Below are 25,953 nucleotides of genomic sequence, written 5' to 3' on the forward strand. Positions count from 1 at the left end.
CCGCGACTGCGCGGCCCGCACCACGGTGCACCGGGCTCGGCTCCGTATACCTCGACGGGCCGGTGGCCTGGGCGGCCACAGGAGCCCGCCTCCGCACGGGCGCTCCGGCTCACGGCCGGCCGTGCCGCGCGGCGGACGCCGGCCGGATCGCGGGAGGCGATCTGTGTCGGACGTCCGCGACGGCGTGGCGGACCGCTCACGGTTGCGGGTCAGCGCCGGATTCGCACCGGCTTCCCCCGGGCGGAGGCGTTGTCTGGCTGTCGGCCACTGTAGCCGGGTGGCCGGCGCGGCTGTCGGGTCGGCCCGGTCCGCAGGCCTGCGGCCGGGGCGTGCGGCCCGGTGGCGGGGTGCGCGCGCGTCCGTCCCCGCGTCCGGGTGTTCCGCGTTCCGGCGTCTTCGTCACGGCGTCCGCGGGCGCCGGCGGCTCCGCAGCCGGGCGGCTCCTCTCCCGGCTGCGGAGGATTCGGGGCACGGGGCACCGGCAGCGGCGCACCCCCGGCCGCGGCCCGGCCCGGCCCGGCCGCGGGCCCCGGTCGTCAGTCGGCGATCCCGCTTCCCAGGGCGAGCGCGGCGAACGTCGCGAGCCAGTGGTCCGTGGTGAAGTCGCCGGACAGGGCCGCCGGGAGACCCGCGGCCAGATTGGCCTCGGCCGCCGCGTCGAGTGCGGACGTCCGCGGATCGCCGGACGGGAGGGCGGCGGCGATGCCGCGCAGTGCGGCGGCCCTGCTGAGGCAGAGCCCGAGCAGATGCCCGAGCTGCGGGTCGGCGGCGTCCGACACGTGCGGCGGGGGCAGGAACTCCGGCCCGGTGGCGTGGTCCAGTTCGGGCAGGAAGCGGCCCAGCCACTCGGCGAACTCGTTCCGCGGCAGCACTCGGCGCACCGCGTCCGCCTCGCAGAGCAGCGGGGAGAGGAAGTCCTGCCCGGACGGCTCCCATCGGGTGGCGGCCCCGTGGTCGGGGAGGTACCACGCGCGGATCTTCGCCTCGACGGGGGCCAGCAGCTGCGACTGTCCGGCGCGTGCGGCGCTGTCCAGCAGCAGGCCCAGCGCGAACGCGCTGTTGGCGTGGGTGCCGTGCCGTACCGGCCGGGTCGCCTTCGGCAGCCACTCCAGGACCAGGTCGGCGACGGTCTCCGCGGCGGGGGCCAGCGCCGCCCGCCACCGCCGCCGCGCCGCCGGAGCACCGCTCTCGCCCGGAGCACCGCTCTCGCCTCGGGGCGTTGCTCCCCTCTCGGCCGGGTGCTCCGGAGCGTCCGCGGCGCTCTCACCGGTGAGCGCCAGCAGCCAGGCCCAGCCGTAGGGCCGCTCGAAGGACGGGTGGGCGCGCAGGTAGGCCGTCTCCACCGCGAGCGCCTCGGGGTTCAGATGTGCGTCCAGCGCGCGCACCACCGCCGCGCGCCGCCCTTGGCCGCCGCTCCGCCACGGTGTCCGCAGCAGGCGCAGCAGCAGCCAGTGCATATGGACCGAGGAATGCCAGTCGTAGGCGCCGTAGAAGGCGGGATGGAGCAGCCGGGGCGGGACGAGTTCCTCGGGTCCGGCGTACAGGTGCGCGGGCGCGTTCGGGTATTCGCGGGTGATGTTGGCCAGTGCCACGTCGGCGAACGCTGCCGCGTGGTCCGGCAGGGCCGCGTCCGCCGCCGCCTCCGGTGCTGTGCTCAATGGGTGGCCCCTCCCGGTTCACGCAGGTCGGTGCTGGTGCGGGCGGCCGCCTGGAGCAGCGCGGCCAGTCCGGTCACGGCGTCGGTCACGGAGAGCGAGGGCGGGGCCGGGTGGCGGTCCGCCACCTGCTGCGGGGAGAACGGCAGGTGCACGAAGCCGCCCCGCACGTCGGGGCGTTCGGTCGCGAGCAGATGTGCGAGGCCGTAGAAGACGTGGTTGCAGACGAAGGTGCCGGCGGTCTGGGAGACCGATGCGGGAACCCCGGCCGCCCGCGCCGCGGCCACGCACGCCTTGATCGGCAGGGTGCTGAAGTATCCGGCGGGGCCGCCGGGTACGACAGGTTCGTCCACGGGCTGCCGGCCGGCGTTGTCGGGGATGCGCGCGTCGTCCACGTTCACGGCGACGCGTTCGACGGTGAGGTCGGTGCGCCCGCCTGCCTGGCCGAGGCAGAGCACCAGTTCCAGGTCGGGCCCCGCGGAGTCCACCGCGGCGCGCAGTTCCTCCAGTGCGGTGCCGAAGACGCAGCTCAGCTCGGTGGCCGTGATGTCGAGGCCGTCCGGCGGTTCGGCGGCCAGCAGTCGGGCCGCCTGCCAGGAGGGGTTGACCTCCGCGCCGTCGAACGGCGCGAATCCGGTGACCAGGACTCTGGTGGAAGTGGTGGATGACATGTGCTCAGCTCCGCCCGGCGCTCGGGCGCGGGGGCCGCGGGCCCCCGCGCCTAGAACGCGAAGAGATAGATGATCAGGATGTTGCAGGCCAGCATCGCTCCGGCGGTCGGCACCTGGGCCTTGATCGGCCCGTACTGGTCCTTGAGTTCGAGGAGCGCGGCCGGGACGAGGTTGAAGTTGGCCGCCATCGGGGTGCACAGCGTGCCGCAGAACCCGGCGAGCATGCCGACGGCGAGTACGGCGGCCGGGTTGCCGTCCATCTGCTCGATCAGCACCGGCCAGCCGACGGCGGCGGTCATGACGGGGAAGGCCGCGAAGGCGTTGCCCATGATCATGGTGAAGACGGCCATGCCCACGCAGTACAGCGCGACGGCGGCCAGCTTCTGCCCGTCCGGCAGCACCGACTCGGTGACCTTGCCGACCTGGTCGCCGACGCCCGCGGCCTGGAATATCGCGCCCAGCACGGCGAGCAGCTGCGGCAGCAGCAGGGCCCAGCCCATCGACTCCAGCAGTCCGCGTCCGGCGTGCAGCGGCACGCTCGGGCGGCGTTCGCGCAGCACCCACATGCCCACGCCCAGTGCCAGGACGGCGCCCAGGCCGAGCCCCAGGATGGTCTCGCTGCCCTCTTCCAGCAGCGGGGTGCCGCCGATCCGCCACTTGTCGGCGAGGACGGCGCACACCATGGCGACCAGCGGAATGGTCAGCGCCGGGATGAACAGCTTGTTGCCGAAGCGGGCGGCCAGCCGGGCGCGTTCGCCCTCGTCGGTGGTGTCGGGTTTGCCCTTGCCGGTGAGGTTGAACCCGCCCAGGCAGATGAGGACGAGGACGGCCACGCCCAGCGGTTCGGCGGGCAGGGATTTCTCGTTGACCCAGGTGCTGTAGAAGAAGCAGGCGCCCAGCAGGCCCCAGAAGGCCGCGGTGCCGTGCCGCTTGGGGTTGGTGCGGTCGAAGACCATCTGCGCCGCCATGGCGAGGAAGACGGCTCCGACGAGCCAGAAGAACCACTCGGACTTGATCACTTGGCAGCCCCGTCTCCCTCGCTGCGGCCGTCCTGCGCGTCCGCCCGCTCGACGGCCAGTTGTGCGTTCGCGGTGACCAGTTCACGCTCCAGCGCGCGGTCCAGCCGCAGCAGCCGTCCGCCGTGGATGAGGAAGGCGCACGCGGCGCTGGGTATCGCCCACAGCGCGAGGTGCAGTGGTTCCAGATGGGTGTCGTAGGTGCTGTTGACCAGGCCGGTGATCAGCAGGATGGAGCCGATGGCCAGGAAGCAGTCCTCGCCGAAGAACAGGCCCACGGTGTCGGTGCCCGCGGAGTGCGAGCGGACCTTCTCGCGGACCTTCTCGGGCAATGGCCGTCCGCCGTTGCGGCGTTCGGTGGCGGCTTCCGCCATCGGCGCGATCATGGGGCGGACGCTCTGCGCGGGCCCTGCGATGGTCTGCAGACCGACGGCGGCGGTGAGCTGCCGCAGGAGGAGGTACAGGGTCAGGAAGCGCCCTGTCGTGAGGTTGGTGCCGAGTTTGCCGATGAGCGTGCGGGCTTGCTGCTGGAGGCCGTTGCGCTCCAGCAGGCCGATGACGGGCAGCGTGATGGCGAAGATCGTCACCGAGCGGCTGGACGCGAAACTCTCGCCGAAGGTCCGAAGGATCTCGACGGGGGAGAGCTTGCCCAGCAGTCCGGTGACGATCCCCGCCACGCCGACGACGAGCAGGGGGTTACGGCGCGTCGCGAAGCCGAGGACCACTACGAGGACGCCGAGGAGAACGATCATCTCGTCCGCCTTCCGTGAGCGAATTCCTCGGGAGGCTAGGGGATTGTTGAACGATCCGACAAGAGTGAGGCGCAGCACTTATTCGGAATGTGATCCTCCGGTTGTTCCGCGGCCGGATCCGCCGGTGCGCGGACGGCGGTGGCCGGAAGGCGCCGTCGCCCGCGCACCACGCCCGCAGGGGGGCGGGGTGTCCGGATCCGTGTGCCGCGTGCGGGCCCGGCTCGTTGTACGTGGGGTATGCGGGGTAGGCGGGGTGCGCGGGCCGGACGTCAGGCGTCGGTGTCCGCCGCCTCTTCGGGGTAGGCGTCCAGCAGCTGCCGCAGCGAGTCCGCCAGATAGGTGTCCAGCAGCCGCTCGGCGCCCGCCGCGTCACCCGCCTCCAGGGCGCGCACGATCTCCTGGTTCCGGGTCAGGTACGGATCGTGGAAGCGGCGCAGGTCGCCCATGATGTGGAAGGCGAGCCGCAGTTCCGCGAGTACGCCGCGCATCATCTCGTCCGTGCGGTCGCTCCCGGCCAGCCCGGCCAGGGCCTGGTGGAAGCGGATGTTCGCGGTGGAGCACTCCTGCCACCGCCCCTCGGCCGCGGCCCGCTCGCCCGCCGAGACGGCCGCCCGCACCTCCGACACGTCGTACGGCGGCGCGCCCAGCCCCCGTACGGCGGCGCACTCGATCAGGTGGCGCACCCGGTAGATGTCCTCGATGTCGGTGTCGCTCAGCACCCGCACGAAGGTGCCCCGGTTGAGCCGGTGCACCAGCAGCCGCTCGTGGGTCAGCAGCCGGAACGCCTCCCGCAGCGTGTTGCGCGAGACGCCCAGCGCGGTGCAGATCCGCTCCTCGGAGAGCCGGATGCCGGGCGGGAAGGCCCCCTGGGCGATCCGCTCGCGCAGGATCGCCGCCACGCGCTCGGCCGTGCTCGTGCGGCCGAGCAGTCCCCTGTCGGCGGCGAGCGCCGACAGGGCGGCGGAGGGGTCGGCGGTCATCGTGGTCTCCCTCGGGTGGGCGGGCGCCGGCCGGTCCCGGGTGCGGCGGGTGACAGGGGTGTCGCGGAGTGCGAGACCGCGAGACCTCTTGCCGGATTGTTCAACAATCGCTTACGTTGCTGCCGATGGACCGGAAGATCGACCTTAACGCCGACCTCGGTGAGGGCTTCGGCCGCTGGCAGCTCACCGACGACGAGGCCCTGCTCGCCTCGGTCACCAGTGCCAATGTCGCCTGCGGCTTCCACGCCGGCGACCCCGTCACCATGCGCCGCGTCTGCGAGCTGGCCGCCGAGCGCGGCGTCCGCATCGGCGCCCAGGTCTCCTACCGCGACCTGGCCGGCTTCGGACGCCGGGCGATGGACGTGCCCGCCGCCGAACTGGCCGCCGAGGTCGCCTACCAGATCGGCGCCCTGGAGGTCTTCGCCCGCGCCGCCGGCTCCGCCGTCGCCTACGTCAAACCGCACGGCGCCCTCTACAACCGGGCCGTGCACGACGCGGAGCAGGCCGCCGCCGTCGTCGCGGGGATCCGGATGTCCGGGGCCGCGACCGGTGCGGGCGGGCCGCTGCCCGTGCTGGGGCTGCCCGGCTCCCGGCTGCTGGCCGCCGCGCAGCGGGCCGGACTGCCCACCGTCGAGGAGGCGTTCGCCGACCGCGCCTACCGGGCCGACGGCACCCTGGTGCCGCGCTCCGAACCGGACGCGGTGCTGCACGACCCCGAGCAGGTGGTCAAGCGCTCGGTACGGCTGGCCCGGGACGGGGAGATCACCGCGGCCGACGGCACCGTCCTCGGCAGCGCGGCCCGCTCGCTGTGCGTGCACGGCGACACTCCGGCGGCCGCCCGGCTCGCCGAGCGCATCCGGGCGGAACTGGCCACCGCCGGCGTCCAGGTCCGGGCCTTCGCATGACCGCCCGGGCCGAACCCGCCGCCGCGCCCGGCCCGGCCGCCGTCGCCGACCGGACCACCGAGCCGGCGCCGCCGGTGATCCGCCCGGTGGGCAGCCGCGGCCTGCTGGTGGAACTCGCCACCGCCGAGCAGACGGAGGCGCTCCACGCCGAACTGCTGCGCCGCCGCGCCGACGGCAGCCTGCCGCCCGTGGGCGAGATCGTGCCCGGTGCCAGGACCGTGCTGCTCGACGAGTTCGGCAGCAGCGCGCAGGCCCGCCGGCTGGCCGCGGAACTCCCCGGCTGGCAGGTGCCGCCGCTCACCGCCGGGAGCGGAGCGGTGCTCGAGATTCCCGTCCGCTACGACGGCCCCGACCTCGCCGACGTCGCCGCGCTGTGGGGCGTCGCGCCCGACGAGGTGGCCCGGCGGCACGCGGCCACCGAGTTCCGTGTCGCGTTCTGCGGATTCGCGCCGGGCTTCGGCTATCTGACCGGGCTGCCCGAGCCGTACCACGTACCCCGCCGGGCCACCCCGCGCACCAGGGTGCCGGTCGGTGCCGTGGGACTCGCCGGCGCCTACACCGGTGTCTATCCGCGTTCCTCCCCCGGCGGCTGGCAGCTGATCGGAACCGCTCCGCGGACCGTGCTGTGGGACACCGCCCGCACCCCGGCGGCGCTGCTGGCCCCGGGCACCCGCGTCCGCTTCGTCCCCCTGGACGGGGAGCGGCCCTCGCCGGACGGGGACCGGCCCCCGGACCCGGGCGGCCCTCCGGACCGGGAGGAGCGGCCGTGACCGCCGACGGCGGACTGGAGACCGTGCGGGCCGGAGCCCTCACCACCGTCCAGGACCTGGGCCGCCCCGGGTACGCGCACCTGGGGGTGCCCCGCTCGGGGGCGCTCGACCTGACCGCGCACCGGCTCGCCAACCTGCTGGTCGGCAACCCGGAGAGCGCCGCGACGCTGGAGACCACCCTCACCGGCTGCGCGGTGCGGGCCCTGGCCCCCACCACGGCCGTGGTCACCGGGGCGCCCTGCCCGGTGGCGGTCGACGGGCGCCCGGCGCCCTGGGGGCAGCCGGTGCGCCTGCGGGCCGGTGCGGTGCTGGAGGCGGGCGCCGCCACCCACGGAGTGCGCTCCTACCTGGGCTTCGCCGGCGGCGTCGGGGCCGACCGGGTGCTCGGCAGCCGCGCCACCGATCTGCTCTCCGGGCTCGGTCCCGCCCCGCTGCGCGACGGTGCGGTTCTTCCGCTGGGCGCGCCCGCTCCGGGAGCCCGTGCCGTTCCGGACGCGGCGCCCTGGCGGACACCGGGACCCGAACTGGTACTGCCCGTCGGCTACGGGCCGCGGGACGACTGGTTCACCGCCGAAGGGCTGCGCACGCTGGTCACCGGCATCTACCGGGTGTCGGCGGCCAGCAACCGGATCGGCCTGCGGACCGAGGGTCCGGCCCTCGCCCGCCGCAGGGAGGGGGAGCTGGCCAGCGAGGGCATGCCGCTGGGCGCGATCCAGGTGCCGCCGGAGGGGCGGCCCGTGCTCTTCCTCGCCGACCATCCCACGACCGGCGGCTATCCGGTCATCGGTGTCGTCCCGGCGGCGGCGCTCGGCGCCGCGGCGCAGGCCGCGCCCGGTACGGCCGTCCGCTTCACGCCGGTGCGTTCCGGGTCGGTCAGCGGGGCCGCCGGGGTCCCGCCGCCCCGCTGACGTACGGCGGCGGCGCGGGTGCCGGCCGGTCCCGGGGAGCCGCGGGGCCGGTCAGTCCCGGGGAGCGGTCACCTCGATCAGTCGGCACACCGTCTCGACGTCGATCTTCACCTGGGCGATGGAGGCCCGGCCCGAGAGCCAGGTGACGAGCGCCGAGTGCCAGGTGTGCTCGATCACCCGCACCGCCGAGAGCTGCTCGGGGGTGGGCGGGTCCGGCAGGCCCATCGCGTCCAGGATGATCGCCGTGGTCAGCCGCGAGACCGTGTCCACCTCCGGACTGACCGAACGGTCCGCGAAGTTGAGGGCCCGCACCATGGCGTCCGCGAGTTGGGGCTCCCGCTGCAGGGCGCGGAAGGCGCGCATCAGGGTCGCGGCCACCCGGGCCGCCGGCGCGGTGTCCTCCGGCGGGTGCTCGTGCAGGGTCGCGTGCAGGTGCTGCAACTGGTCCTGCATGGTGGCGACCAGCAGGTGCACCTTGGAGGGGAAGTAGCGGTAGAGGGTGCCGAGCGCCACGTTCGAGGACTCCGCGACCTCCCGCATCTGCACCGCGTCGAACCCGCCGCGGCGGGCGAGCCGGGCGCTCGCGTGCAGGATGCGGGCGCGGCGCGCCTCCTGGCGCTCGGTCAGCGGCGCGGCGGGGGACGGGCCCGGCAGGGCGCCGGCCCCGCTCCGGGGCTTGGGTCTGGGCTGCGGCGGTGTCGGCATCGCGTTGTGGGTCCCGTTTCCGTGGCGTTCTGAAGCCCTGTGGGGAGCCGTGCATTCTTGCAGGCGCCGTCGAGGTGGCGCGAATCACCTGCCGCGGCGGCTCGCCCGAAGTGACTGGCCGGTAAATTCTTGAGTCCGGGCACGGGTCCGCGGTGTACGCGCACGGGATCCGGGCCCTCCGAAAGTGAATCCTGAAACTTGTTCTAGGTTAGCGCGAGCGGCTACGCTCCGGCGGAACGCAGTGACGAAGGGGGCCGCGAGTGAGCGCAGAGGCCGTGACCGACCGCCCGCTGCGCATCGCGCTGCTGACGTACAAGGGCAACCCCTTCTGCGGCGGCCAGGGTGTCTACGTACGCCATCTGTCCCGGGAACTCGCCCGCCTCGGCCACAGTGTCGAGGTCATCGGCGCGCAGCCCTACCCGGTGCTCGACGACCCCGGCCGGCCCGAACCCCCGACCGGTGCCCCGACCGGCGACGAGCGGCCCGCGACCGCGCCCGGCCGGCTGACCCTCACCGAGCTGCCCAGCCTCGACCTGTACCGCCAGCCCGACCCCTTCCGCACCCCGCGCCGGAGCGAGTACCGCGACTGGGTGGACCTGCTGGAGGTCGCCACGATGTGGACCGGGGGCTTCCCCGAGCCGCTCACCTTCTCGCTCCGCGCCCGCCGCCACCTGGCCGCGCGGCACGGCGAGTTCGACGTCGTCCACGACAACCAGACGCTCGGCTACGGCCTGCTCGGCGGCCCCCGCGCACTGGGCGCACCGCTGGTGACCACCATCCACCACCCGATCACCGTCGACCGCCGGCTGGAGCTGGAAGCGGCCACCGGCCGGCGGCAGAACGCCTCGGTGCGCCGCTGGTACGGCTTCACCCGCATGCAGCGCCGCGTCGCCCGCCGACTGCCCTCGGTCGTCACCGTCTCCGGCTCCTCCCGGCGGGAGATCGCCGACGACCTCGGAGTGGCACGCGAGCGCATCGACGTGGTGCCCATCGGCGCCGACACCCGCCTGTTCGCCCCCGACCCGGCGGTGCCCGAGGTGCCGGGCCGGATCGTCACCACCTCCAGCGCCGACGTCCCGCTCAAGGGCCTGGTGTTCCTGATCGAGGCGCTGGCCACGGCACGCGTCCGGCGTCCGGAGGCCCATCTGGTCGTCGTCGGCAAACGGCCCGGGGAGGGGCCGGTCGCCGACGCGATCGCCGCCCACGGGCTCGCCGGGGCCGTCGAGTTCGTCAAGGGCATCAGCGACGCCGAACTGGCCGGGCTCGTCCGCTCGGCGCAGGTCGCCTGTGTGCCCTCGCTCTACGAGGGCTTCTCGCTGCCCGCGGCCGAGGCCATGGCGACCGGCACCCCGCTGCTGGCCACCACCGGTGGAGCGATCCCGGAGGTGGCGGGACGGGACGGCGAGACCTGCCTGGCGGTGCCGCCCGGGGACGCCGGGGCGCTGGCGGACGGACTGGTGCGGCTGCTGGCCGACCCGGAGCTGCGGGCCCGGCTCGGCGCGGCCGGACGGGAGCGCGTGCTGGAGAAGTTCACCTGGCGGAGGGCGGCGCTGCGCACCGTGGAGTGCTACCGCGCCGCGATGGGGGAGCCCGCCCGCCGGGCCCGGCCACCCGCGGTACGACGGCCGGCGGAGGCGCCCGCCGCCCTCGCCCAGAGCCGGTGAGCGGACAGCCGTAGCCGGAACCGCGCAGTGCCCGCCCCTGTTCGCCGCCCCCTGCCCCCGCCCCCAGACGCTGATGTGGAAGGCTGATACCCCGTGCTGACCGTGGACTTCTCCCGATTCCCGCTCGCCCCCGGTGATCGCGTGCTCGACCTGGGCTGCGGGGCGGGGCGGCACGCCTTCGAGTGCTACCGGCGCGGCGCGCGCGTGGTCGCGCTCGACCGCAACGCGGAGGAGATCCGCGAAGTCGCCACCTGGTTCGCGGCGATGGCCGAGGCCGGTGAGGCGCCCGAGGGCGCGACGGCGACCGCGATGGAGGGCGACGCGCTGGCGCTGCCCTTCCCCGACGACAGCTTCGACGTCGTCATCATCTCCGAGGTCATGGAGCACATCCCGGACGACAAGGGCGTCCTGGCCGAGATGGTGCGGGTGCTCAGGCCCGGCGGCCGGCTCGCCGTCACGGTGCCGCGCTACGGCCCGGAGAAGGTGTGCTGGGCGCTGAGCGACGCCTACCACGAGGTCGAGGGCGGGCACATCCGCATCTACCGCGCCACCGAACTCCTGGCCCGGCTGCGGGAGGCCGGACTGCGCCCCTACGGCACCCACCACGCGCACGGACTGCACGCGCCGTACTGGTGGCTCAAGTGCGCGTTCGGCGTCGACCGCGACGGGGAACGGGCGGCCCTGCCGGTGCGCGCCTACCACAAGCTGCTCGTGTGGGACATCATGAAGCGCCCGCTGGCCACCCGCGTCGCCGAGCGCGCCCTCGACCCGCTGATCGGCAAGAGCTTCGTCGCCTACGCCACCAAGCCCCATCTGCCCCGTCTGCCCCGTCTGCCGCACCTGCCGGGAACCGGCGAGCCCGCGGACGCGGCCGCCGGCCGGCAGGCGTCGGACGAGTCCGCCGCGGCGGCCAAGTGACCAGCCCGGAGCGGACCGAGCGGCTGGTGCTGCCCGGCGTGCTGACCGCCGAGCAGGCCCGCACGACCGTCGAGGGCATCCTGGCCGGACAGCGCGCGGACGGCGCCCTGCCCTGGTTCCGCGGCCACCATCTCGACCCGTGGGACCACGTCGAGGCCGCGATGGCGCTGGACGCCGCGGGGGAGCACGAGCGCGCCGCGGCCGCCTACGACTGGCTGGCCGCCCACCAACTGCCGGACGGCTCCTGGTACGCGGCCTACGCCGACGGGGACGCGGCCCGCCCCACCGACCGCACGCGGGAGACCAACTTCTGCGCGTACCCGGCCGTCGGCGTATGGCACCACTACCTGTCCACCGGCGACGACGCCTTCGTCGACCGGATGTGGCCCATGGTGGTGGCCGCCGTGGAGTTCGTGCTGCGCCTCCAGCAGCCGGGCGGCCAGATCGGCTGGAAGCGCGACGCGGACGGCACCGCCACCGCCGAGGCGCTGCTGACCGGTTCCTCCTCGGTCTACCAGGCCCTGCGGTGTGCGCTGGCGCTGGCCGAACGGCGCGAGGAGCCGCAGCCGGACTGGGAGCTGGCCGCCGGGTGGCTCGGGCACGCCGTCCGCAGCCACCCGGAGCGGTTCCTGGACAAGAGCCGCTACTCGATGGACTGGTACTACCCGGTGCTCGGCGGGGCGCTGCGCGGGCCCGCGGCCAAGGAGCGCATCGAGGAGGGCTGGGACCGCTTCGTCGTGCCCGGTCTGGGTGTGCGCTGCGTGGTCCCCAACCCGTGGGTGACCGGCGGGGAGAGCGCGGAACTGGCGCTGGCGCTGTGGGCGACGGGCGAGTCGGACCACGCGCTGGACATCCTGCGCTGGATGCAGCATCTGCGGGCCGAGGACGGCATGTACTGGACGGGGTACGTCTTCGACGACGAGGCGGTCTGGCCCGAGGAGCGGACGACCTGGACGGCGGGTGCGGTGCTGCTGGCGGTGGCCGCGCTCGGCGGGGACGACGCGACGGTGCAGGTCTTCCGCGGCGACGAACTGCCGACGGGGCTGGAACCGGACTGCTGCTGACCGCGGCCGGGCCGGGCCACGGCCCGGCCCGCCGGGTGCGCCCCCCCGGTGCCCAGCCGGATCCGGGAGGTGTGCGCGGCGATCCTGGTCGGCGCGGTGAACGCGTCCGATCCCCAGGACTCGGCCGGCCGCACCGAGTGGTAGCCGAGATCCTCGGCCTGCCGGGCCAGTTCGAGATCGCGGGGGTCGGGCCCGCGTCCCCGGTGGCCGAGCGCCGGTCCGAGCCGCATGTGCCGCCTCCCCTTCCACCCGCCTGCGACTGACAGGGAGTCAGCTCGCTGGTCCGGCAGCGTACGGGAGCGGCCCCCCGCCCGGAAGGGCGAGGGGCCGCTGGGGCGGTGCGGAGCCGGAGGCTCAGCCGCGCTGGATGTTGGAGGTGTCCTGCAGGACGCCGCGCCGGCCGTCCTGCGTCTGCGCGATCAGGGCCGGGCCGCGCTGCTCCACCGCGAGGTACCAGGTGCCCGGCGCCAGTTCGGCGATCGGCTGCGGCGAGCCGTCCTCCGGGAAGAGCGGGCGCGCCATCGGGACGGCGAACCAGAACGGCTGGAAGTTCGGGTCCGGGGCGCCCGCTGCGGCACCCTGCGGGCCGCCGAGGGACTGACCGGGGCCCGGCTGCCCGGGCTGGCCCGGCTGGACGTCCTGCGGCTGACCCGGGTGCTGCCCGTAGGGCGGCTGGGCCTGACCGGGCTGCTGCCCGTAGGGGCCCGGCTGGCCGCCCGGGTAGCCGTAGCCGCCACCCTGCGGCGGGTACTGCTGGCCGTACGGCGCGGGGCCGCCCGTGTTCGCGGGCAGCAGCGGGGCCGCCAGAGCCGGGACGACCGGCGTGATCATCGCGATCACCGTGCCGATCAGCAGCGAGAGCAGCGACAGAATGGCGCCGGCCCCCATGTCGGCCCGGTCGGGCGCGACAGCCAGCTGCCACACCGACGCCCACAGCGCGGACAGCAGCAGCGTCACACCCGCCTGCGGGAGCGAGACCGCACCGAACTTGCGGCCCTCCGGCAGGAAACGACCACCGACCAGCAGACCGGTGCCGATGAGCCCCGCCAGGAAGATCGACGGGAGGGCGAGCTGGAGAATGTCCGTGTCCCAGGCGTTGGGCATCTCGGGGCAGGACGAGCCATCGCAGTCTGCGGAGAAGAAGTCGAGGAACGAAGCGATGAACAGCAGCACCGCTGCTCCTATCACCGCGCCGTCGCCTCGGGTGAGCGAGCGGATGTTCACGTGGGGTCCTTAGTCGGTCTTGTCATGGTTGAGGTCTGCCGGGGGTGAGCACCCCATCGTACGGACGACACTACGGGTAGACCCCCTGGGTTCGCCTGTCGGTTCCACGTTTCCCCCAACCCTCAGGAGAGGAAAGCGGTGATTCCGTCCGCGACCCCCCGGGCTGCCTTTTCCCGCCACTTCCGGGAGGTGAGGAGTGCGGCGTCGGCCGCGTCCCGCATGTTGCCGCATTCGAGGAAGACTTTGGGGACGGTGCTGAGGTTGAGACCGCCCAGATCGTCTCGGGTGTCCAGACCTTCGCCATTCCCGAGGTAGTTGGCGGGGCGTTCGCCGGTGGCCTTGCGGAAGGCGTCCCGCAGGTCGGTGCCGAGCTGCTTCGAGGGGCCCGCGACGGCCCGGGTGTCGGCGTCGCCCCGGTGCACGGATGCGGGAAGAATCACATGGAAACCGCGGCTGCCCCCGGGGGCGCCGTCCGCATGGAGGGAAACGGCGGCGTCCGCGTGCGCCCGGTTCCCTCTTTTCGCGCGCTCGTCGACGCACGGCCCGTACGGCTCCTCGCCGTCATGGGTGAACTTCACGGTCGCTCCCCGTTTCCGCAGCTCTGTGCGGACGCGGTGCGCGAGAGCGAGAGTGAACTCCGCCTCGCTGTAACCGGAATTGGTCGCGGTGCCCGTGGTGTCGCATTCCTTCTTTCCCGTGCCGATGTCGACGGACCGGGAAATCTTGCCTGGCTGGTCGCGATTGTGCGGGTTGTGGCCGGGATCGATGACGATCACCTTGCCACGCAGCGGGGCCTTGCCGCCCCGCGATCCGGAGTGCCCTCCGCCGTCCTTGCCGCGGCCGTCCGTACCGCCGTGCCCGCTGCCGCCCTTGCCGGTCTTCTCACCGGAGCTCTTCCCCGCGGTCTTCCCGGACGACGCGGAGCGGGAGGGCTTGCCGCTGCTGTCCGAGCCGCCGCCGTGGCCGCCGGACCTCCCGCACCCGGCCGCCCCTGCGCACACGGCTCCCGCGATCAGCAGGGCGGTCGTCCGCCGGGCTGTCCGCCGCCTCACGAAGCGCATCCATTCGACACAGGCGTAGATGGTAGAGCCTGCCCACCGCGGCGTCCGAGGCCCCTCCCGCCTCCTCACCTCCGCCGCAGGACACGCAGCGACCCGGTGGCGGGTCCGGGGGTGTAGTCGCCCGAGGCCAGGGCCCGTTCGTGGATGTGGTGCGGGGCCTGGCCGCCGTCGGCCGGGTCGGGGAAGACGTCGTGGATGACCAGCAGCCCGCCCGGTGCCAGATGCGGTGCCCAGCCCTCGTAGTCCGCGGTGGCGTGCTCCTCGGTGTGGCCGCCGTCGACGAAGACGAGCCCGAGCGGCGTGCCCCACAGCGCCGCTGCCCGGGGCGAGCGGCCCACCAGCGCCACGACGTGCTCCTCCAGCCCCGCCGCGTGCAGTGTGCGGCGGAATGCGGGCAGCGTGTCCATCCGGCCGACGACCGGATCGACGACCTCCGGGTCGTGGTACTCCCACCCCGGCTGCTGCTCCTCGCTGCCGCGGTGGTGGTCGACGGTGACGGCCGTCACGCCCGCCTGTCGTGCGGCGTCGGCCAGCAGCAGGGTGGAGCGGCCGCAGTACGTGCCGACCTCCAGCAGCGGCAGCCCGAGGGCGCCCGCCTCGACCGCGGCCGCGTACAGCGCGAGCCCTTCGTCCAGCGGCATGAAGCCCTTCGCCGCCTCGAACGCGGCCAGGGTGCCGGCCTCGGGTACCTGAGGGTTCATCACGCGTTCCTCTGCTGTTGTCCGCCGTCGTCCGCTCTGGTCCGGTGCCGCGGATGTGCTCGCTCGCGACCGGTGTGCTCGCCGGCGCAGGGGCAGGGTGCGCCCGCGCGTGGCGAGGGTGCACGCCCGGCGTGCGCCCGTCGGTGCCATGCTGCCCTACCGCCGTCACCCCTCCGGGTGACAGGTAGCCTCGACGGACTGTCGATCCGGGAGCGCGGCGGCGCCGGTCCCGGCACACGGGGGACGCACAGGGGGAGTGGAGTGACAGGAAGCGACATGTCCGCGGGATCCGCCGCGGTGCCCGCCGCGCGCCGCCGCAGAAGCCTGGCGGTCCTGCTCGGGGTCGCCGTACTGGCGGGCGCCGGCCTGGGCACCTGGGCCACCGGGACCTGGCCGTTCGCCCGGCAGAGCTATTGCTGGGGCGCCTGGGAGGCGCGCGAGGGCGACCGGGTCCCGCGCGTCCTGGACGAGACCTCGCAGGACGAGGAACGCAGCGGCGAGCAGTCGGCGCCGCCCCGGAAAGGGCGGCGCGCCACCTGCTCGGTGACGCTCCGGGACACGGGCGGCAGCGGGTACGACGAACGGGTCGAGGCCGAGGTCGCGACCGTGCCGCGCGGTTCGAAGGAGCGGCGCGGCTGGCTGCGGACCTACCTGGACGCGGACTCGGCGCCGCTGCCGGACGGTCTGCCCGGCCTGGTCGGCAGGACACGCGCCGTCTTCGTCCTCCCCGAGGAGTGCGACAGCGCGGACGGGCTGCCCACCGCGGTGACCGTGCAAGGGGCCGGGACCTCTCCGCTGACCGCGTCCATGGGCACCGAGGGGCAGGTCGCCGACCTGCTGCTGTCGCTGGCCGGCACGGCGGCCCGCGCGTCGGGCTGTGCTCCGGACGAGCCGTTCGAGGCCGGCTCGCCGCTCGCCCGGGCCGGTGCCGACGACGGCCTCACCGCACAGGGCGGCGAGCTGTGCCGGATTCCCGGACTCCGGTTCGACCTGGACAAGGACGACCACTACGACGCCGGAGTCGGCGCCGTCCGAGACGATCTGCAGACCTGTTCGGTGCTCGACACCGCGGACGTGCGCAACCCCGTCCGGGCCGCACTGTTCGCGGCGGTCTCCCGGCCCCGTCTCGCAGCGCTGTTCACCGGCGTGGCGGACGACCGGTCCCCGGGCGAGGGCTGGCGCGGCACCGGCGAGGTCGGCGAGGAGCACGGGTTGCTGACCGCCACCTGCGCCGGCCGGCCCACCGTCTTCTTCCTGCAGTTGGACGCCTACCTGGCGGCGCACGCCGATCCCGATCCGCGCCGGGTGTTCGCGGCCGCCGCCAACTCCGTCGCCGACCGCCTCGGCTGCCCCGCGGTGGCCCCCGCGTCATGAGCGGCGAAGAGCACAGGGAGAGGGACCGGATGTCCGAGGAGAAGCAGGGCGCCGCGCGGGACGCCCGGCCCGGTCCGGAGCCGGCGCCCGACACCGGGGAGTCCGCCCGGCGGCAGGCCCCCGGCCCGCGGCAGGACCCCGAACCGGACCCCGCTGAGTCCGAACCGGACCCCGCTGAGTCCGAACCGGGCCCCGCTGAGCCCGAACCGGGCCCCGCTGAGCCCGAGCCCGCCGCTGAGCCCGAGCCCGCCGCCGGGCCGGGCCCCGAGTCCGCCGCGACGGCGGAACCGCCTCCCGCGCCGCGGCCGTCGGGGCGGCTGCGGCGCCTGCTGCGGGGCAGGTCGGGCACCGCAGTGATCGGTGCCGTCGTGGGTGCGCTGCTGGCCGCGGGGGGCCTGGCCTGGCAGGCCGGGGAACTGCCCTTCGTCTCCCGGGAGAGGTGCTGGGGCGCGCTCTCGGCGGACACGGTCGGCCGGCTGTTCTCCGACGGGGACATCCGCACCCGGGAGCTGTCGCTCAGAAGCGCCGGCCGCCTGGGCGAGTACAGCACCGAGTGCCGGCTCCAGCGGTGGAAGGACGACGAGCTCAAGTGGGAGATATCGGCCCGGGTCGAGCAGCTCGCGCAGTTCGACGGCAGGGGCGCCCGCGAGTGGACGCGCGAGTTCCTCTCCCCGGCCATGGTTCCGCTGGGCGGCGACCTCCCGGGGATGGTCTCCGCCGGGCGGGCCTGGATGGCGCTGCCCGAGTCCTGCGTGGGCGGACGGCGGGACGAGCCGCCGACCGTCGTCTCGCTCTCCTCCGGCCGGCTCGGCTCCTCCGACAACGAGGACCCGGCCGAGCGGCGCCGCTATCGGGCCGCGCTGGCCGACGCGGTGGTCGAGTTGGCCAACGGCGTGCTGGCGGGGAAGAAGTGCCGGCGCAGCTATCGGGAGCCGGGTGACCTGGCGCGGGTCGTGGAGCGGCAGCGGCCGGGCGCCTATCCGAGGGACCGGCTGTGCGGACTGAAAGGCGTCCGCGCGCCGTCCTGGCTGACGGGCAAGGGCGACTACGCGCGCGCGATGCGGACCACCGGCGACACCTCGGGGCCCGCCCATTCGTGCGAGTACGGCCGGGACTTCGACCTGGACGGCGTCCGGCTCACCACGATCGAGGACCCGCGCCTGGCGTCGTTCGTCGTCCCGCTGGGCTACAGCGGGAACCCGCGGTTCCGCGGTGACGGGTTCGGCAGCGTCTTCGGCGACATGAGCGTCTACGTCGCCACCTGCCAGACCGGCCCGGTGGCCTTCCTGGTGCAGCGGGAGGAGTCGTTCGTCAGGAAGCACGACCCGACGGTCGAACTGCTGCCGGACTACGCCGCGGCCGAGGCGAAGCGTGCCGGATGCGGTCCGGTGCGGGTGACGGGACCGGAACCGCCGAAGTAGCCCCCGGCTCCCCGCCCGGCCTCCCGCCCGGAAAACGAGCGCGAGGGGCCGGGCGGCAGCTGTCACACTACGCGCATGCCGCAGACCGCACAGCCCGCGGGCTCCCGCTCCATATCCGGCTCCGCAGCCCCCGGGGCGCCCCGCCTGTGGGCGGTCGTGCTGGCCGCCTGCGCCGGCCAGTTCCTCGTCGTGCTCGACGTCTCCGTCGTCAACGTCGCCCTTCCCTCCATGCGGGCCACCCTCGCCCTCTCGGAGACCGGGCTGCAGTGGGTGGTCAACGCCTACACCCTCACCTTCTCCGGCCTGATGCTGCTGGGCGGCCGGGCTGCCGATCTCTTCGGCCGCAAGCGGGTCTTCCTCGCCGGACTGGCGCTGTTCACCGCCGCGAGCCTGGCGGGCGGTCTGGCCCAGGAACCCTGGCAGCTGCTGGCGGCCCGCGGAATCCAGGGCACGGGTGCCGCGATCCTGGCACCCGCCACCCTCACCCTGCTGACCACGTCCGTACCGGAGGGCCCGGCCCGCACCAAGGCGGTCGCCACCTGGTCCGCGGTCGGTGCGGGCGGCGGCGCCGCGGGCGGCCTGGTGGGCGGGGTGCTCACCGATGCGCTGTCCTGGCGCTGGGTGCTGCTGATCAACGTTCCGGTCGGCGTGCTGGTACTGGCGGCGGCGGCCTGGTGGCTGACCGAGAGCCGGGAGGACTCGGTGCGGCGGCTGGACGTGCCCGGGGCGCTGCTGGTGACGCTGGGGCTGGGCGCGGTGGCCTACGGCATCGTGCGCACGGACGGCGTGGGCTGGGCGGCGGCCGGTTCGCTGGGGCCGCTGGGCGGTGGGCTGGTGCTGCTCGCGCTGTTCGTCGCCGTCGAGTCCCGCTCCCGGGAACCGCTGGTGCCGCTGCGGCTGTTCCGCAGCCGGGCCGTGTCCGCCGCGAACGCCGCCATCTTCATCAACGGCCTCGCCATGTTCGCCATGTGGTACTTCCTCTCCCTCTACACCCAGAACGTGCTGGACTACACGCCGTTGCAGGCGGGCCTGGCGCTGATCCCGCACTCGATGACGATCGTCCTCGGCTCCAAGATCGCCCCGTTCCTGATGGCGCGGACGGGAGACCGGCTGCTGGCCGTCGCGGGTGCCGCCATGGCGGGAGCGGGCTACGTGTGGCAGAGCACCATGGACGCGGACGGGGCCTACGTCACGACGATCCTGGCGCCCGGTGTGCTGATGGCACTCGGCGCCGGGCTGGCCGCCACGCCCCTGGCGACCATCGCCACCGCGACCGACGACCCCGGCGAGGCGGGCCTGCTCTCCGGGCTGTTCGGCACCGGCCGCACGATGGGTGGCGCGCTCGGCCTGGCGGTGCTCTCCACCGTCGCCGCGGCCCGCACCGACGGGCGGCACGACCCCGCGTCGCTGGCCGCCGGATACGGCAGCGCCTTCCGGGCGGGCGCCGTACTGCTGGGCGCGTGCGTGCTGTTCATGCTCGTCGCGCTGCCCCGCACGGTGCGCGACCGGCCGTCCGCGGCGGCCGGTCCGGCGTCCGCCGAGGCGCCGTAGTCCGCGCCGCGGCCGACGGCGGTGCGGGGTGGCGGTGAGCGGCGGCCGTGCTCGGCGCCGCCGCCGCGAGCGCCGCGTCGAGGACGCGTTCGCCCGTCGGCGCCCGGGTCCCGCACCGGACTTCTTCCGGCCACGGCTCCGGTCCGGCCGCGCCCCGCTACTGACGTGGCATCAGCTCTTCCCTTGTCCGGAGGGCTGCGCTATACAGGGGGCGGTCGGTTAGAACGTGTTCCACCTGGGGTACGGGGTGCGCTCCCCGGGGTGGCCGACGCCCGTACCCGCGGGGGACCCGCAGCACCCCGAGGCCGCAGAGGCCGCCGAGAACCCAGGGGACCCGGAGAACCCAGCAGAACCCAGCAGAACCCAGCGGAACCCAGCGGAACCCGAGGAACAAGGAGCCCAGCACCCGATGCCCATCGACGTAGCCAAGGCCCTGGCGGCCGAGCCCCGCAGCACCGAGATCACTTGGGGGCACAAGGACATCCAGCTCTACCACCTCGGTCTCGGCGCGGGCGCGCCCGCGACCGACCCGGCCGAACTGCGCTACACGCTGGAGAGCCGGCTGCACGTCCTGCCGTCGTTCGCCACCGTCGCGGGCGGGGGCATGGGCGTGGTCGGCGGGCTCTCGGCGCCCGGTCTCGACGTGGACCTGACCGCGGTGCTGCACGGCACCCAGTCCGTCACCCTGCACCGGCCGATCCCGGTGGAGGGCCGGGCCACCTCCACCGCACGGGTGGCCGACGTCTACGACAAGGGCAAGGCCGCGGTCCTGGTGCTGGTCACGGACGTCGCGGACGCGGAGGGTCCGCTGTGGACCACCGAGGCCCAGCTCTTCGTGCGCGGCGAAGGCGGCTTCGGCGGCGAGCGCGGGCCCTCCGGCCGTCTGGACGTCCCGGAGCGGGAACCCGACTTCGCCGTCGAGCGCGCGGTCCGTGCGGAGCAGGCGCTGCTCTACCGTCTCTCCGGCGACTGGAATCCCCTGCACGCCGACCCCGAGTTCGCCCGGCTCGCCGGGTTCGACCGGCCCATCCTGCACGGGCTGTGCTCGTACGGGATGGCGCTCAAGGCCGTCGTGGACGGGGTGCTGGACGGCGACGTGACCCGGGTGGCCTCGTACGGGGTGCGGTTCTCCGGAGTCGTCTTCCCCGGGGAGACGCTGCGGATCCGCGCCTGGCGCCTGCCGGAGGGGCGCCTCCAGCTGACGGCGACCGCCGCCGAGCGGGACGACGCGCCCGTGCTGGGCGACGCCGTGCTCACCCACATCTGACCGCACCCGACCCGCACCCGATCCGTCTCGACGCGCCCTGCGCGGTGCCCGTCCCCGACGACGTGCCGTTCGAGATCGCCGCGCTCATCGGCTGCGGTGTCACCACGGGTCTGGGCGCGGCCTTCAACACCGCACGGGTGGAGGCCGGTTCCGCGGTGGCCGGCATCGGCTGCGGCGGGGTCGGCATCAGCCTGATCCAGGGGGCGCGGGCCTGCGGTGCCGCGCAGCTCGTGGCCGTCGACCCGGTGGCCGGGCGCCGCGAGGCCGCGCGGCGGTTCGGCGCGACGGAGGCCGTCGCGCCCGACGGGCTCGCCGACGCCAAGCGCCGGGTGACCGGCGGGCGGGCCGGATCGATCTGGAGGGGATGATCACCCACCGGATGCGGCCGGAGGAGATCAACGAGGCCATCGACCAGATGCGTACCGGAGCGGGGCTCCGCACCGTCATCTCCCTGTGGGGAGCGGCTTCCTGGAGCGGGTCCGCCCTCCGGCGAGAAGGCGGATACGGACTGCGCACCCGACGGAGCCCCGGCCACCACCGGTCGGAAGGTGGCCGGGGCCCCGCTGGGTGCCGTTGCGCCTGTGCGGCGCCGGCCGACGGCCTGCCGTCGGCTACCGCGCGGGCTCGGGACGGCGGTGCCGGCCCTGCGCCGGTACGGTCCGCTCCTCCTGTGCGGCGGCTTCCCCCCTGTGCTTCCCCCGGTGAGTCCCCTCGCCGGCCGTCTGCCTGGTGCCGGGCGTCTCGGTCTGGGTGTCCGACATCGTGATGTCACTCCGTCAATCTCTTGCTCTGCCGTCGTACCCGGCGGAGTTTATCGAGCCGGGGTGACGTCCTTCAGGGCGTTCCATCCGCTGGTCACGCCGTTCCGCTGGGCAGCGGGGCCTGCTGGAGCGGGACCGGTTTCCGCGCCGCGTCCTCCAGAGCCCCGAACGGTGCCGTACTGCCTGCGGAGACTCTTCTGCCCACCAGGGAACCCAGCAGTCCGGAGGGTGGCCCTCCGTGATCGTGATGTTGTAGAGCCGTGACGTCGCCGACGGGCGGAGCCGCGGGCTCCGGCCGCTCGGGCGGCCGCGGCGCGGCGCGCGGCGGCTCTCCGTCCGGCGCGGCCGGCGCCCGTGCCGCGTCCCCGTCCGCCGGGGCCGGTGGAGCCGCCGGCGCGGCCGCGGGGACGGTCCGGGGCGTCTCCGGTTCGGGCAGCGGGGCCCGCATCCGGGCCAGTCCGCACGGGTTGTGCACCGTCGAGCAGGGGACGCGCAGTTCGCCGTCGGCCGTCCACAGCCCGTGCCCCGCCAGCCACCCGGCCGGGCTCGCGAGGTGCCGCACCTCGCGCAGGCCGGGCCGCCACACGGCGAGCCAGGTGCCCTGCGGTCCGTCCACGCGCAGCGCCACGGCGCACCGCTCGGGCAGCAGCGGCTGCCCCGGCTGGACGGCGATCGGCGTCAGCCGGGTGCCCCTGGGGTGCAGCGCCTCGGGGAACCGGACCGGGCGGTGGCTGCCCAGCACTCCCCAGCCCAGCCGCGGCTCGCCGGGAGCGTCCGAGCGGACGAGCAGCAGGCCGCTGTCCGGGTCGGCGAGCAGCAGCCGGTCGTCGCTCCCCTCGGCGATCTCCAGCAGCGGGGAGGTCTCGCAGTCCGCGCCGAGGTCCACCGCGACGGTCCTGGTGGGGCCGGCGCCGTCCGGGCCGGCGGTGTCGAGCGCCAGCATCCGGCCCTCCCGGTCCAGCCACGCGCCGCCCGACCAGCGGCCGCGCAGCCGGGCGAGCCGCGCGGGCGGCCGGGCCGAGCCGTCGGTCACCAGCCACACCTCCGTGCTGCGGCCGTCCGGCTCCCGGGCCAGCGCGTAGGCCCGCGTCCCGCACGGCGCCGGGGGCAGCAGCCGCAGCGCGTCCGTCTCCACGGTGCCCAGCCGCCGCTCGCCGGTCTCCTGGCCCGAGGGGTAGAGCAGTGCCAGGGAGCAACGTCCCTGCGTCCGGCGGGCGATCAGCACCCGGCCGTCCGACAGCGGCAGTACGCTGCTGTCCGCGTCCTCCGGCTGCGCCACGGGGAGCGGCACCGCGTACGGCTCCGGCCCGTCGAGAGTCCAGCGCTCCGGGTACCAGAGCTCCGTCCCGGCGTGCGCGGTGAGCCGGGCGGCGTAGGAGCCGTCCGCCGCGACCGTGAAGCTCTCGTTCATGACCCTGGCGGCACTCACCGTCATGTTGCGGTCACCTCCGGTCACGAAGCTAGGCCCGTATCCGTGCGCGGACAGCGGGAGATGAACCGCTTCACGCGTACGAGTGACCGAATTCGTGTTCACCCGCGGGGGGTCCGGGAGCGCCCCGCCGCCCGCTCCGGCGCCGGTGCCGGGTGCGCGCACCCGCGCCCACCGGGCTGGGAGCGCCGCTGCCGCGGACAGGTAGCCTTGCCCCCGTGCCAGCACAGCCCACACTCTCCGAAGTCATCGCCGCGCTCGACACCCTGTGGCCGCGCGACCGCGCCGAGCAGTGGGACGCCGTCGGCACCGTCTGCGGCGACGTCTCCGACCCGCAAGCACGTGTCAGCCGGGTCCTGTTCGCCGTCGACCCCGTGCAGCAGGTCGCCGACGAGGCCGTCGCCAAGGGCGCCGAGCTGCTGGTCACCCACCATCCGCTCTATCTGCGGGGCACCACCACCGTCGCGGCCGACACCTTCAAGGGCCGCGTCGTGCACACTCTGATCCGCAACGGCGTCGCCCTGCACGTCGCCCACACCAACGCCGACTCCGCCGACCCCGGCGTCTCCGACGCGCTCGCCGGGGCGCTCGGGCTGCGCGTGCTGCGGCCGCTGGTGCCCGATCCCACCGACCCCGCCGGCCGGCGCGGGCTGGGCCGGATCTGCGAGCTGGAGCGCCCGCTGCCGCTCGGCGACCTCCTGGAGCGGGCCGCCGCCGCGCTGCCCGTCACCGCGCAGGGCCTCCGGGCCGCGGGCGACCCCGCCATGCCGGTGGCGACGATCGCCGTGTGCGGCGGGTCCGGCGACAGCCTCTTCGAGACGGTGCGCGCCGCGGGCGTCGACGCCTACCTCACCGCCGACCTGCGCCACCACCCCGCCTCCGAGGCGCGGGAGCACTCCCCGCTGGCCCTGCTGGACGCCGCGCACTTCGCCACCGAGTGGCCCTGGTGCGAGCAGGCGGCCGCGCAGCTCGACGCCGTCGCCGAGCGGGAGGGCTGGGACCTGCGCACCGAGGTCTCGCACACCGTCACCGACCCGTGGACCGCGCACGCGCCCTCGCTGCCGCAGGAGTCGCCGCTCTCCCGCCCGGCCACGGCCCAGCAGACCGCATCGACCGACCACGACCTCACTCCGGGAGCCCCCAACTGAACGCCGCGCCCGCCGATCAGATCCGCCTGCTCGACGTCCAGGCACTCGATACGCGCCTGACGCAGCTCGCGCACAAGCGCAAGACCCTTCCCGAGCACGAGGAGATCCAGCGGCTGGACGCCGACCTCGCCCAGCTCCGCGACCTGCTCGTGGCCGCGCAGACCGAGGAGAGCGACACCACCCGCGAGCAGACCAAGGCGGAACAGGACGTCGACCAGGTCCGCCAGCGCGCCGTCCGCGACCAGCAGCGCCTCGACTCGGGCGCGGTGACCAACCCCAAGGACCTGGCCAACCTGCAGAGCGAGATCGCCTCGCTCGCCAAGCGCCAGAGCGACCTGGAGGACGTCGTCCTGGAGGTCATGGAGCGCCGCGAGTCCGCCGCCGAGCGCTCCGCCGAACTGGGCGAGCGGGTCGAGTCCGTCGGTGCCAAGGTCCAGGACGCCACCGCGCGCCGGGACGCCGCGCTGGCGGAGATCGACGCCGAGCTGGCCGGTGTCCGCAAGGAGCGCGAGACGATCGCCGGTGCCGTCCCCGGTGAACTGCTCAAGCTCTACGACAAGATCCGGGAGCGCGAGGGCGGGGTCGGCGCCGCCAAGCTCTACCAGCGCCGCTGCGAGGGCTGCCGGCTGGAGTTGAACATCACCGAGCTGAACGACGTGCGCGAGGCGCCCGCCGACACGGTCGTGCGCTGCGAGAACTGCCGCCGCATCCTGGTGCGCACCCCGGAGTCGGGGCTGTGAGCCCGACGGTCGGCGGGGGCCTGCGATGAGCGGGGGCCAGGTGCGCCGCACCTTCGTCGTCGAGGCCGACGGCGGTTCGCGCGGCAACCCCGGCCCGGCGGGATACGGCGCCGTGGTCAAGGACGCCGTCTCGGGCGGCACCCTCCGCGAGACCGCCGAGTTCATCGGCAGGGCCACCAACAACGTCGCCGAGTACCGGGGCCTGGTCGCCGGGCTGCGCGCCGCGCACGAGCTGGACGCCGACGCCGCGGTGCTGGTGCGGATGGACTCCAAGCTCGTCGTCGAGCAGATGTCGGGCCGCTGGAAGATCAAGCATCCGGACATGCGGCCCCTCGCGGCGGAGGCCGCCGCCGTCTTCCCGCCGGACGCGGTCAGCTACGAGTGGATCCCGCGCGAGAAGAACAAGCACGCGGACCGGCTCGCCAACGAGGCGATGGACGCCGGGAAGCGGGGCCGGCGCTGGGAGCCGGACGCGTCCCGCGCGGAGCTCGACACCGGCTCCGGCGCGGACCGCAGCGGGTCCGGCACGGGCCGCTCCGGCTCAGGCGGGAGCACGGGAAGCGCCGCGACCGCGCCCTCGTCCGCGGCGGACGACGGGCCCGGCGCGGAGGGGGCCGCTCCCGCCGCCCGCCCGGGCTGGGGGCCCGACCTCGGCACCCCCACCACCTTCGTGCTGCTGCGGCACGGGGAGACGCCGCTCACGCCCGAGAAGCGGTTCTCCGGCAGCGGCGGCTCCGACCCCGAACTCTCCGCGGTCGGCCGCCGGCAGGCCGCCGCGGCCGCCGAGGCGCTCGCCGCGCGCGGCACCGTGCAGGCCGTGGTCGCCTCGCCGCTGCGCCGCTGCCAGGAGACGGCGGCCGCCGTCGCGGACCGCCTCGGGCTGCGGGTGCGCACCGACGAAGGGCTGCGCGAGACCGACTTCGGCGCCTGGGAGGGCCTCACCTTCGCCGAGGTGCGCGAGCGCCACCCGGAGGACCTGGACGCCTGGCTGGCCTCCGCCGCGGCCCGCCCCACCGGAGGCGGCGAGTCCTTCGAGGAGGTCGCCCGGCGGGTCGCGGTGGCCCGGGACAAGCTGCTGGCCCGCTATGCCGGTCGCACCGTGCTGCTCGTCACCCATGTGACGCCGGTCAAGACGCTGGCCCGGCTCGCGTTGGGCGCCCCGGCCGAAGCGCTGTTCCGGATGGAGCTGTCGGCCGCTTCCCTCTCCGCCGTCGCCTACTACGCCGACGGCAACGCCTCGCTGCGGCTGCTGAACGACACGGGGCACC

23 protein-coding genes and 2 pseudogenes are annotated in these 25,953 nt (G+C 74.9%); 14 read left to right on the top strand and 11 right to left on the bottom strand.

Annotation, left to right across the window (positions count from 1 at the left end):
- Positions 1-536 precede the first annotated feature (536 nt).
- The 5 genes from A949_RS0120095 to A949_RS0120115 all read right to left on the bottom strand — a co-directional run bounded on the left by A949_RS0120095 (position 537) and on the right by A949_RS0120115 (position 5,074).
- Positions 537-1,658, bottom strand: a complete 1,122-nt coding sequence (locus tag A949_RS0120095; protein ID WP_019357823.1) for a DUF2891 family protein — start codon at positions 1,656-1,658, stop codon at positions 537-539.
- Complete coding sequence (gene pcp, locus A949_RS0120100; protein ID WP_019357824.1) at positions 1,655-2,326, bottom strand: pyroglutamyl-peptidase I; 672 nt, start codon at positions 2,324-2,326, stop codon at positions 1,655-1,657. The genes A949_RS0120095 and pcp overlap by 4 nt, the downstream gene beginning before the upstream one ends.
- Before the next feature lie 50 nt (positions 2,327-2,376).
- A complete protein-coding gene (locus A949_RS0120105; RefSeq protein WP_019357825.1) occupies positions 2,377-3,345 on the bottom strand; it encodes a DUF979 domain-containing protein in 969 nt (322 codons plus the stop codon).
- Positions 3,342-4,094: a DUF969 domain-containing protein gene (locus A949_RS0120110; protein ID WP_019357826.1), complete on the bottom strand. Its 753-nt coding sequence runs from the start codon at positions 4,092-4,094 to the stop codon at positions 3,342-3,344. Before A949_RS0120110 ends, A949_RS0120105 begins: the two co-directional genes overlap by 4 nt.
- Positions 4,095-4,363: 269 nt before the next feature.
- Positions 4,364-5,074, bottom strand: a complete 711-nt coding sequence (locus tag A949_RS0120115; protein ID WP_019357827.1) for a GntR family transcriptional regulator — start codon at positions 5,072-5,074, stop codon at positions 4,364-4,366.
- Positions 5,075-5,199: 125 nt separating this feature from the next.
- Between A949_RS0120115 and A949_RS0120120 the strand changes: the two genes are divergently transcribed.
- The 3 genes from A949_RS0120120 to A949_RS0120130 are packed head-to-tail and all read left to right on the top strand — an operon-like array spanning position 5,200 to position 7,657.
- On the top strand, positions 5,200-5,979 hold the full coding sequence (locus A949_RS0120120) for a LamB/YcsF family protein (protein ID WP_019357828.1): 780 nt from the start codon (positions 5,200-5,202) through the stop codon (positions 5,977-5,979).
- Positions 5,976-6,749: a 5-oxoprolinase subunit B family protein gene (locus A949_RS0120125; RefSeq protein WP_019357829.1), complete on the top strand. Its 774-nt coding sequence runs from the start codon at positions 5,976-5,978 to the stop codon at positions 6,747-6,749. The genes A949_RS0120120 and A949_RS0120125 overlap by 4 nt, the downstream gene beginning before the upstream one ends.
- Positions 6,746-7,657: a biotin-dependent carboxyltransferase family protein gene (locus tag A949_RS0120130; RefSeq protein ID WP_019357830.1), complete on the top strand. Its 912-nt coding sequence runs from the start codon at positions 6,746-6,748 to the stop codon at positions 7,655-7,657. The genes A949_RS0120125 and A949_RS0120130 overlap by 4 nt, the downstream gene beginning before the upstream one ends.
- Before the next feature lie 51 nt (positions 7,658-7,708).
- On the opposite strand, the gene A949_RS0120135 is transcribed toward A949_RS0120130, so the two are convergent.
- Positions 7,709-8,362, bottom strand: coding sequence for a TetR family transcriptional regulator (locus tag A949_RS0120135; RefSeq protein ID WP_019357831.1), 654 nt, complete (start codon positions 8,360-8,362; stop codon positions 7,709-7,711).
- 260 nt (positions 8,363-8,622) lie between these two features.
- Between A949_RS0120135 and A949_RS0120140 the strand changes: the two genes are divergently transcribed.
- From A949_RS0120140 to A949_RS0120150, 3 genes are all read left to right on the top strand, one after another.
- Positions 8,623-10,026 (top strand): glycosyltransferase family 4 protein, encoded by a 1,404-nt coding sequence (locus tag A949_RS0120140; protein WP_026004857.1) that lies wholly within the window; start codon positions 8,623-8,625, stop codon positions 10,024-10,026.
- 93 nt (positions 10,027-10,119) lie between these two features.
- On the top strand, positions 10,120-10,944 hold the full coding sequence (locus A949_RS0120145) for a class I SAM-dependent methyltransferase (protein WP_019357833.1): 825 nt from the start codon (positions 10,120-10,122) through the stop codon (positions 10,942-10,944).
- Positions 10,941-12,008 (top strand): prenyltransferase, encoded by a 1,068-nt coding sequence (locus tag A949_RS0120150; protein ID WP_019357834.1) that lies wholly within the window; start codon positions 10,941-10,943, stop codon positions 12,006-12,008. Before A949_RS0120145 ends, A949_RS0120150 begins: the two co-directional genes overlap by 4 nt.
- Positions 12,009-12,031: 23 nt before the next feature.
- Here the strand turns inward: A949_RS0120150 and A949_RS36685 are convergent.
- The 4 genes and pseudogenes from A949_RS36685 to A949_RS0120170 form a co-directional block, all read right to left on the bottom strand.
- A pseudogene (locus tag A949_RS36685) lies at positions 12,032-12,238 on the bottom strand (LLM class flavin-dependent oxidoreductase); the annotation flags it as partial.
- A gap of 124 nt (positions 12,239-12,362) precedes the next feature.
- Entirely contained in the window at positions 12,363-13,232 is an 870-nt protein-coding gene (locus A949_RS0120160) for a hypothetical protein (RefSeq protein ID WP_019357836.1), read from the bottom strand.
- A 122-nt stretch (positions 13,233-13,354) separates the two neighbouring features.
- Positions 13,355-14,293, bottom strand: a complete 939-nt coding sequence (locus A949_RS0120165; protein ID WP_019357837.1) for an N-acetylmuramoyl-L-alanine amidase — start codon at positions 14,291-14,293, stop codon at positions 13,355-13,357.
- 65 nt (positions 14,294-14,358) lie between these two features.
- Positions 14,359-14,994: a class I SAM-dependent methyltransferase gene (locus A949_RS0120170; RefSeq protein ID WP_019357838.1), complete on the bottom strand. Its 636-nt coding sequence runs from the start codon at positions 14,992-14,994 to the stop codon at positions 14,359-14,361.
- A gap of 276 nt (positions 14,995-15,270) precedes the next feature.
- On the opposite strand from A949_RS0120170, the gene A949_RS0120175 reads away from it, so the two are divergent.
- The 5 genes and pseudogenes from A949_RS0120175 to A949_RS34005 all read left to right on the top strand — a co-directional run.
- Complete coding sequence (locus A949_RS0120175) at positions 15,271-16,368, top strand: hypothetical protein (RefSeq protein WP_019357839.1); 1,098 nt, start codon at positions 15,271-15,273, stop codon at positions 16,366-16,368.
- A gap of 29 nt (positions 16,369-16,397) precedes the next feature.
- Positions 16,398-17,789 (top strand): hypothetical protein, encoded by a 1,392-nt coding sequence (locus A949_RS38210; RefSeq protein ID WP_019357840.1) that lies wholly within the window; start codon positions 16,398-16,400, stop codon positions 17,787-17,789.
- Positions 17,790-17,864: 75 nt separating this feature from the next.
- On the top strand, positions 17,865-19,340 hold the full coding sequence (locus tag A949_RS34000; RefSeq protein ID WP_019357841.1) for an MFS transporter: 1,476 nt from the start codon (positions 17,865-17,867) through the stop codon (positions 19,338-19,340).
- Positions 19,341-19,749: 409 nt separating this feature from the next.
- Complete coding sequence (locus A949_RS0120190) at positions 19,750-20,607, top strand: MaoC/PaaZ C-terminal domain-containing protein (RefSeq protein ID WP_019357842.1); 858 nt, start codon at positions 19,750-19,752, stop codon at positions 20,605-20,607.
- Positions 20,608-20,633: 26 nt separating this feature from the next.
- Positions 20,634-21,061: pseudogene (locus A949_RS34005) on the top strand (zinc-binding dehydrogenase); the annotation flags it as partial.
- A 401-nt stretch (positions 21,062-21,462) separates the two neighbouring features.
- On the opposite strand, the gene A949_RS0120205 reads toward A949_RS34005, so the two are convergent.
- A complete protein-coding gene (locus A949_RS0120205) occupies positions 21,463-22,803 on the bottom strand; it encodes a hypothetical protein (protein ID WP_019357845.1) in 1,341 nt (446 codons plus the stop codon).
- 212 nt (positions 22,804-23,015) lie between these two features.
- Here A949_RS0120205 and A949_RS0120210 point away from each other — a divergent pair, with 212 nt between their 5' ends.
- From A949_RS0120210 to A949_RS0120220, 3 genes are all read left to right on the top strand, one after another.
- Complete coding sequence (locus tag A949_RS0120210) at positions 23,016-23,945, top strand: Nif3-like dinuclear metal center hexameric protein (protein WP_019357846.1); 930 nt, start codon at positions 23,016-23,018, stop codon at positions 23,943-23,945.
- Positions 23,942-24,685: a zinc ribbon domain-containing protein gene (locus A949_RS0120215; RefSeq protein WP_026004858.1), complete on the top strand. Its 744-nt coding sequence runs from the start codon at positions 23,942-23,944 to the stop codon at positions 24,683-24,685. The genes A949_RS0120210 and A949_RS0120215 overlap by 4 nt, the downstream gene beginning before the upstream one ends.
- A 25-nt stretch (positions 24,686-24,710) precedes the next feature.
- The coding region (locus A949_RS0120220) for a bifunctional RNase H/acid phosphatase (protein ID WP_078565486.1) at positions 24,711-25,953 on the top strand (1,243 nt) is incomplete at its 3' end.

Origin of the sequence: Streptomyces sp. AA1529 (assembly GCF_000280905.1) — a bacterium.
In the GTDB taxonomy this organism is placed as follows: Bacteria; Actinomycetota; Actinomycetes; order Streptomycetales; family Streptomycetaceae; genus Streptomyces.